We start from the raw sequence: 6,538 nt of genomic DNA, 5'->3' as shown, positions 1-6,538 counted from the left end.
GGAAGGTTATCGAACGGGTCCAGGCCGGCAAGGGCACCGCGGTCGAAGCGGACGTCTAAGAGCAGCGACAATTTTGGAACTGCCGGACTGGTTCCGGCAAGCCAGTGAGAAGGAACCGGATCAATGATCCAGATGCAATCCAATCTCGACGTCGCGGACAACAGCGGCGCGAAGCGCGTCCAGTGCATCAAGGTGCTGGGCGGGTCGAAGCGCCGTTTTGCCGGCGTCGGCGACATCATCGTGGTGTCGGTGAAGGAAGCGCAGCCGCGCGCCCGCGTGAAGAAGGGTGACGTGCACCGCGCCGTGATCGTTCGCACGAAGAAGGACGTGCGCCGTCCCGACGGCAGCGTGATCCGCTTCGACAGCAACGCCGCCGTGCTCGTCGGCAAGAACGAAGAGCCGATCGGCACGCGTATCTTCGGCCCCGTGGTGCGCGAACTGCGCGGCCGTGGCTTCATGAAGATCATCTCGCTCGCTCCGGAGGTGCTGTAATGGCCGCCGCCAAGATCAAGAAGGGTGACAGCGTCGTCGTCCGTTCGGGCAAGGACAAGGGCCGCACCGGCACGGTGCTCCAGGTTCTCCCGAAGGAAGACAAGATCGTCGTTGCCGGCGTGAACATCGCCGCGCGTCACCGCAAGCCGAGCCAGCAGAACCCGCAGGGTGGCATCGATCGCCGCGAAGCGCCGATGCACATCTCGAAGGTTGCCATCGCCGACAAGGACGGCAAGCCGACCCGCGTTCGTTTTGAAACGAAGGACGGCAAGAAGGTCCGCGTCGCCGTGAAGTCCGGGGAGACGATCGATGGCTGACAAGTACGTTCCGCGCCTGAAGACGAAGTACGCCGACGAGATCGCCAAGGCGATGCAGGCGAAGTTCGGCTACAAGAACGCGCTCGAAATCCCGAAGATCGAGAAGATCACGCTCAACATGGGCGTCGGCGAAGCGAGCCAGGACAAGAAGAAGGTCCAGACCGCAGCCGCGGAAATGGAGCTGATCGCCGGCCAGAAGCCCGTGATCACCAAGGCGAAGAAGTCGATCGCGCAGTTCAAGCTGCGTGAAGGCATGCCGATCGGCGTGAAGGTGACGCTGCGTCGCGAGCGGATGTACGAATTCCTCGACCGCTTCATCACCATCGCGCTCCCGCGCGTCCGCGACTTCCGCGGGCTGAACCCGAAGAGCTTCGACGGCCGTGGCAATTACGCCTGCGGTCTGAAGGAGCAGATCGTGTTCCCGGAGATCAACTACGACCGCATCGACAAGGTGCGCGGCATGGACATCATCGTGGCGACGACGGCCAAGACCGACGAGGAAGCGCGTGAGCTGCTTCGTCTGTTCGGCTTCCCGTTCCCGCAGGACGTCCAGGTCGAAGTGAAGCAGGCTGCGTGAGCGCCTTGATCAAGCATTTGAACGAGAGAGCTTAAGTCCATGGCGAAACTGAGTTCCGTTAACAAGAACGAGCGCCGCAAGAAGCTGGTGAAGCAATATGCCGGCAAATATGCAGCGCTCAAGGCGAAGGCGAACGACAAGTCGCTCGACGAGACCGAGCGTCTCATCGCGCGGCTGAAGATGGCCGAGCTTCCCCGCAACGCGAACCCGACCCGGGTGCGCAACCGCTGCGAAGTGACCGGTCGTCCGCGCGCTTATTATCGCAAGTTCCGTCTCTGCCGCGTGCAGCTCCGCGAACTGGCCAACAAGGGCCTGATTCCGGGCGTCACGAAGTCGAGCTGGTAAGGATCACGAACAATGGCAGTGAACGATCCCCTGGGTGACCTGCTCACCCGCATCCGCAACGGCCAGCGCGCGCGCAAGGACAGCGTCGTGTCGCCGGCGTCGAAGCTGCGGACCCGCGTGCTCGACGTGCTTCAGCGCGAGGGCTATATCCGTGGCTACAGCGAGGAAGACCTTGGCCCGGCCAAGGGCGTCCGCATCGAGCTGAAGTATTTCGAGGGCCAGCCGGCGATCAAGCACGTCGCGCGCGTCTCGAAGCCCGGCCGCCGCATCTACAGCGGGTCGAACGACCTGCCGCGCGTGATGAACGGCCTGGGCATCACGATCGTCTCGACGCCGCGCGGCGTTCTCTCGGACGCGGAAGCGCGCGAGCAGAATGTCGGTGGCGAAGTGCTGGCGGAGGTGTTCTGATGAGCCGCATCGGCAAACGTCCGGTCGCGATCCCCTCGGGCGTGACCGCGAGCATCAACGAAGGCATGCTGAGCGTGAAGGGCCCCAAGGGCACCCTGTCGCTCAAGCTCGCCGACGAGATCACCTATGACGTCCAGGCGGACGGCATTTCGGTGCAGCCGGCGAACGCGACCAAGCGCGCCCGCTCCTTCTGGGGTATGCAGCGTACCCTGGTGCAGAACCTCGTCACCGGCGTGACCGAGGGCTTCACCAAGAAGCTGCTGATCACCGGCGTCGGCTATCGTGCCAACGCGCAGGGGCGCAAGCTGAAGCTGCAGCTCGGCTACAGCCACGACGTCGACATCGACGTGCCGGAAGGTCTTGAGGTCAAGACCCCGGACAACACGACGGTCGAGATTTCGGGCGCCGACAAGCAGAAGGTCGGCCAGCTCGCCGCCGAGATCCGCCGCTGGCGTAAGCCCGAGCCGTACAAGGGCAAGGGCATCAAGTACGACGGCGAGTACATCTTCCGTAAGGAAGGGAAGAAGAAGTGACCAAGGGCCTTTCGCTTTTCGAGAAGCGGCGTCGCCGCAATCGCACGGCGCTTCGTGCGCGCGCTGGCACGCGTCCGCGCCTGTCGGTGCATCGCTCGGGCAAGCATATCTATGCCCAGGTGATCGACGACGAGGCGGGCCGCACGCTGGCTTCGGCGTCGACCCTCGCCAACCACGAGGGCAAGACCGCGACCGTCGCGGCTGCGACCGAGGTCGGCAAGCGCGTCGCGGAAGCGGCCAAGGCCGCCGGCGTCACGCAGGTCGTGTTCGACCGTGGCGGGTTCCTGTTTCACGGCCGGGTGAAGGCGCTGGCGGAAGCCGCGCGCGAAGCCGGACTGGAGTTCTAAGACATGGCTGACGAGAACAACACCGAGGTCCAGGCCGTCGCTGCCCCCGAGGGTGGCGCGGGCGAGGCACCGCGCGGTCGCGGTGCCCGCGGCGGGCGCGGCGGCGGCGATCGCGGCCGTGGCGGCCGTGATGGCGGCCGTGGCCGTCGTGACGACCGTCGCAACAACAACGAGGATGGCGGCGAGGAGCTGATCGAAAAGCTCGTCCACATCAACCGCGTGTCCAGCCCCGTGAAGGGCGTCCGTATCGAGCTCAAGTATTTCGAGGGCCAGCCGGCGATCAAGCATGTCGCGCGCGTCTCGAAGCCCGGCCGCCGCATCTACAGCGGGTCGCAGGACCTGCCGCGCGTGATGAACGGCCTGGGCATCACGATCGTCTCGACGCCGCGCGGCGTTCTCTCGGACGCGGAAGCGCGCGAGCAGAATGTCGGTGGCGAAGTGCTGGCGGAGGTGTTCTGATGAGCCGCATCGGCAAACGTCCGGTCGCGATCCCCTCGGGCGTGACCGCGAGCATCAACGAAGGCATGCTGAGCGTGAAGGGCCCCAAGGGCACCCTGTCGCTCAAGCTCGCCGACGAGATCACCTATGACGTCCAGGCGGACGGCATTTCGGTGCAGCCGGCGAACGCGACCAAGCGCGCCCGCTCCTTCTGGGGTATGCAGCGTACCCTGGTGCAGAACCTCGTCACCGGCGTGACCGAGGGCTTCACCAAGAAGCTGCTGATCACCGGCGTCGGCTATCGTGCCAACGCGCAGGGGCGCAAGCTGAAGCTGCAGCTCGGCTACAGCCACGACGTCGACATCGACGTGCCGGAAGGTCTTGAGGTCAAGACCCCGGACAACACGACGGTCGAGATTTCGGGCGCCGACAAGCAGAAGGTCGGCCAGCTCGCCGCCGAGATCCGCCGCTGGCGTAAGCCCGAGCCGTACAAGGGCAAGGGCATCAAGTACGACGGCGAATATATCTTCCGTAAGGAAGGGAAGAAGAAGTGACCAAGGGCCTTTCGCTTTTCGAGAAGCGGCGTCGCCGCAATCGCACGGCGCTTCGTGCGCGCGCTGGCACGCGTCCGCGCCTGTCGGTGCATCGCTCGGGCAAGCATATCTATGCCCAGGTGATCGACGACGAGGCGGGCCGCACGCTGGCTTCGGCGTCGACCCTCGCCAACCACGAGGGCAAGACCGCGACCGTCGCGGCTGCGACCGAGGTCGGCAAGCGCGTCGCGGAAGCGGCCAAGGCCGCCGGCGTCACGCAGGTCGTGTTCGACCGTGGCGGGTTCCTGTTTCACGGCCGGGTGAAGGCGCTGGCGGAAGCCGCGCGCGAAGCCGGACTGGAGTTCTAAGACATGGCTGACGAGAACAACACCGAGGTCCAGGCCGTCGCTGCCCCCGAGGGTGGCGCGGGCGAGGCACCGCGCGGTCGCGGTGCCCGCGGCGGGCGCGGCGGCGGCGATCGCGGCCGTGGCGGCCGTGATGGCGGCCGTGGCCGTCGTGACGACCGTCGCAACAACAACGAGGATGGCGGCGAGGAGCTGATCGAAAAGCTCGTCCACATCAACCGCGTGTCCAAGACGGTGAAGGGCGGCAAGCGCTTCGGCTTCGCGGCGCTGGTCGTCGTGGGCGACGGCAAGGGCCGGGTCGGTTTCGGCCACGGCAAGGCGCGCGAAGTGCCGGAGGCGATCTCCAAGGCGACCGCCGCGGCGAAGAAGCATATGGTCCGCGTCCCGCTCAAGGAAGGCCGTACGCTGCACCATGACGGCGACGGTCATTTCGGCGCCGGTCGCGTTACCGTTCGCTCGGCGCCGCAGGGCACCGGGATCATCGCGGGCGGCCCGATGCGCGCCGTGTTCGAGAGCCTGGGCGTCCACGACGTGGTGACCAAGTCGATCGGCACGTCGAACCCCTACAACATGATCCGCGCCACGTTCGAGGCGCTGGGCAGCCAGACTTCGCCGAAGGCGGTTGCGCAGCGTCGTGGCAAGAAGATCGCCGACCTGCTCGGTCGCGGCCACGGCGCTGACGCGCAGACCGCCGCTGCCGAAGCCGCGGCCGTCACGGAGTAAGGCGCATGGCGAAGATCAAGGTGAAGCAGACCGGGTCGCCGATCCGTCGCACCAAGGACCAGCGCGCGACGCTGATCGGCCTCGGCCTCAACAAGATGCACCGCGTGTCGGAGCTCGAGGATACCCCCGAGGTTCGCGGCATGATCCGCAAGGTGCAGCATATGGTCGAAGTGCAGGGCTAAAATCCCGCATTAAATGCTTTGGGGTGGTCGGCCCGTGCGGCCGGCGCCCTTGACCCTAATGACCGCCCCTTCGTATCGCTAACCAAAGGTTAACGCGTGGGGGCGGTTTTGGTCCGACGACTGTTTTCAATCGCGCGTGACCTGGTGTCGCCGGCTACCGCCGCGGCACAATTGGCCGATCGTCCGCAGCGTTTCTACCTGCTCGACGCGTCGCGCGCGCTGGCGGCCTTCGCCGTCCTTTTCTGGCATTACCAGCATTTCTACATGCCGCTCGGCACCAATGTGCCGGCCAAGGGATATAGCCTGCGTGAGCCGCTCCACGGGCTGTTCGGGTTGTGGTATGACCACGGCCATTTCGCGGTCCCGATCTTCTGGATGATATCGGGGTTCGTCTTCGCGGCGGTCTATCTGCCGGCGCGCCACTCGACCCGGGCATTCGCGGTGAACCGCTTCGCGCGGCTTTACCCGCTCCATCTGCTCACGCTGGTGCTGGTGGCGCTGCTGCAAATCGCGATCCTCGCCAAATACGGCACCCATTGGGTCTATCCGTATAACGACGCGTATCATTTCCTGCTCCAATTGTTCTTCGCCGGATCCTGGGGGCTGGAGCGCGGGGCATCCTTCAACGGACCGGTCTGGTCGGTATCGGTCGAGGTGCTGATCTACGTCTTCTTCTGGGTTGTTCACCGCTGGGTGGGCAGATTCGGGCTCGTGCTGCCCGTGGTGCTTGCGGCGCTGTTCTTTCTGCTCAGCCTGATGATTCCCGCGACGCCCTTGCTCGCGTGCGGGCAATATTTCTTCGTCGGCGTCGCGCTATACATCGTGCACACCGCTTTGTGGCGCGAGGAGCGGCTGCTGGCGCTGATCGTCGCGATCGCCTTTCCGATCGGGGTGTTCGCGCTTTATCGCGGCCTGATGGTGGTGGGGCTGCCGGGGGTGTTCGGCTCGCTGCTGCTCATTCTCTGCGCGGCGGAACGATATGTCGCGCCGCGCGCGCGCGGCCTGCTCGGCGCGGTTGGCGACACGACCTATGGCATGTATCTCTGGCACGTGCCGCTGCAGCTCATGCTGTTCGTGCTGCTGCCCGCCGCGATGATTCCGCATTTCGCGGACAGCCTGTGGTTCCTGCTGCTCTTTCTCGGGGGAACGATCGCGGTCGCGCGCATCAGCTACGTCGCTTATGAGCGGCCGATGCGCGATTGGCTGCGGCAATTCGCTCGCAAGCGGGTGGCGTCCCGGCCACAGGTCGGGGCGCTTTGACGCCGGTCGCACTTTTGT

General features: G+C 65.5%; 12 protein-coding genes and 1 pseudogene. All 13 read left to right on the top strand.

Features of this window, described 5'->3' with window-relative positions; genetic code table 11:
* Positions 1–123: 123 nt before the first annotated feature.
* The 13 genes and pseudogenes from rplN (at position 124) to BGN95_RS06835 (ending at position 6,520) form a co-directional block, all read left to right on the top strand.
* Positions 124–492, top strand: coding sequence for a 50S ribosomal protein L14 (gene rplN, locus BGN95_RS06900; RefSeq protein ID WP_124809393.1), 369 nt, complete (start codon positions 124–126; stop codon positions 490–492).
* The gene (gene rplX, locus BGN95_RS06895; protein WP_124809392.1) at positions 492–809 is read left to right on the top strand and encodes a 50S ribosomal protein L24; all 318 of its coding nucleotides are present in this window, start codon (positions 492–494) and stop codon (positions 807–809) included. The genes rplN and rplX overlap by 1 nt, the downstream gene beginning before the upstream one ends.
* Complete coding sequence (rplE, locus tag BGN95_RS06890; protein ID WP_286772062.1) at positions 802–1,386, top strand: 50S ribosomal protein L5; 585 nt, start codon at positions 802–804, stop codon at positions 1,384–1,386. The genes rplX and rplE overlap by 8 nt, the downstream gene beginning before the upstream one ends.
* Before the next feature lie 39 nt (positions 1,387–1,425).
* The gene (gene rpsN / locus BGN95_RS06885; protein ID WP_179512561.1) at positions 1,426–1,731 is read left to right on the top strand and encodes a 30S ribosomal protein S14; all 306 of its coding nucleotides are present in this window, start codon (positions 1,426–1,428) and stop codon (positions 1,729–1,731) included.
* 12 nt (positions 1,732–1,743) lie between these two features.
* The gene (rpsH, locus tag BGN95_RS06880) at positions 1,744–2,139 is read left to right on the top strand and encodes a 30S ribosomal protein S8 (RefSeq protein WP_286772061.1); all 396 of its coding nucleotides are present in this window, start codon (positions 1,744–1,746) and stop codon (positions 2,137–2,139) included.
* Positions 2,139–2,672, top strand: coding sequence for a 50S ribosomal protein L6 (gene rplF / locus BGN95_RS06875; RefSeq protein WP_179512559.1), 534 nt, complete (start codon positions 2,139–2,141; stop codon positions 2,670–2,672). The genes rpsH (BGN95_RS06880) and rplF (BGN95_RS06875) overlap by 1 nt, the downstream gene beginning before the upstream one ends.
* Positions 2,669–3,019: a 50S ribosomal protein L18 gene (rplR, locus tag BGN95_RS06870; RefSeq protein ID WP_179512558.1), complete on the top strand. Its 351-nt coding sequence runs from the start codon at positions 2,669–2,671 to the stop codon at positions 3,017–3,019. Before rplF (BGN95_RS06875) ends, rplR (BGN95_RS06870) begins: the two co-directional genes overlap by 4 nt.
* A gap of 237 nt (positions 3,020–3,256) precedes the next feature.
* Positions 3,257–3,478, top strand: a pseudogene (gene rpsH, locus BGN95_RS06860) (30S ribosomal protein S8); the annotation flags it as partial.
* On the top strand, positions 3,478–4,011 hold the full coding sequence (rplF, locus tag BGN95_RS06855) for a 50S ribosomal protein L6 (RefSeq protein WP_179512559.1): 534 nt from the start codon (positions 3,478–3,480) through the stop codon (positions 4,009–4,011). The pseudogene rpsH (BGN95_RS06860) and the gene rplF (BGN95_RS06855), both read left to right, overlap by 1 nt.
* Entirely contained in the window at positions 4,008–4,358 is a 351-nt protein-coding gene (gene rplR / locus BGN95_RS06850; protein WP_179512558.1) for a 50S ribosomal protein L18, read from the top strand. The genes rplF (BGN95_RS06855) and rplR (BGN95_RS06850) overlap by 4 nt, the downstream gene beginning before the upstream one ends.
* A 3-nt stretch (positions 4,359–4,361) precedes the next feature.
* A complete protein-coding gene (gene rpsE / locus BGN95_RS06845; protein ID WP_265270906.1) occupies positions 4,362–5,078 on the top strand; it encodes a 30S ribosomal protein S5 in 717 nt (238 codons plus the stop codon).
* Positions 5,079–5,083: 5 nt separating this feature from the next.
* Complete coding sequence (gene rpmD, locus BGN95_RS06840) at positions 5,084–5,260, top strand: 50S ribosomal protein L30 (protein WP_179512557.1); 177 nt, start codon at positions 5,084–5,086, stop codon at positions 5,258–5,260.
* 144 nt (positions 5,261–5,404) lie between these two features.
* Complete coding sequence (locus BGN95_RS06835; RefSeq protein ID WP_286772060.1) at positions 5,405–6,520, top strand: acyltransferase family protein; 1,116 nt, start codon at positions 5,405–5,407, stop codon at positions 6,518–6,520.
* The last annotated feature ends 18 nt before the right edge of the window (positions 6,521–6,538 follow it).

Origin of the sequence: Sphingomonas sp. 66-10 (assembly GCF_001897045.1) — a bacterium.
Classification (GTDB): domain Bacteria; phylum Pseudomonadota; class Alphaproteobacteria; order Sphingomonadales; family Sphingomonadaceae; genus Sphingomonas; species Sphingomonas lycopersici.
Note: the sequence above shows the minus strand (reverse complement) of the source record. Positions and strands in the feature narration are given on the sequence as shown.

What these genes read in the sequence shown, in the direction of transcription:
- rplN (WP_124809393.1), top strand. Translation starts at nt 124, where the DNA reads ATGATCCAGATGCAATCCAATCTCGACGTCGCGGACAACAGCGGCGCG.
- rplX (WP_124809392.1), top strand. Translation starts at nt 492, where the DNA reads ATGGCCGCCGCCAAGATCAAGAAGGGTGACAGCGTCGTCGTCCGTTCG.
- rplE (WP_286772062.1), top strand. Translation starts at nt 802, where the DNA reads ATGGCTGACAAGTACGTTCCGCGCCTGAAGACGAAGTACGCCGACGAG.
- rpsN (WP_179512561.1), top strand. Translation starts at nt 1,426, where the DNA reads ATGGCGAAACTGAGTTCCGTTAACAAGAACGAGCGCCGCAAGAAGCTG.
- rpsH (WP_286772061.1), top strand. Translation starts at nt 1,744, where the DNA reads ATGGCAGTGAACGATCCCCTGGGTGACCTGCTCACCCGCATCCGCAAC.
- rplF (WP_179512559.1), top strand. Translation starts at nt 2,139, where the DNA reads ATGAGCCGCATCGGCAAACGTCCGGTCGCGATCCCCTCGGGCGTGACC.
- rplF (WP_179512559.1), top strand. Translation starts at nt 3,478, where the DNA reads ATGAGCCGCATCGGCAAACGTCCGGTCGCGATCCCCTCGGGCGTGACC.
- rpsE (WP_265270906.1), top strand. Translation starts at nt 4,362, where the DNA reads ATGGCTGACGAGAACAACACCGAGGTCCAGGCCGTCGCTGCCCCCGAG.
- rpmD (WP_179512557.1), top strand. Translation starts at nt 5,084, where the DNA reads ATGGCGAAGATCAAGGTGAAGCAGACCGGGTCGCCGATCCGTCGCACC.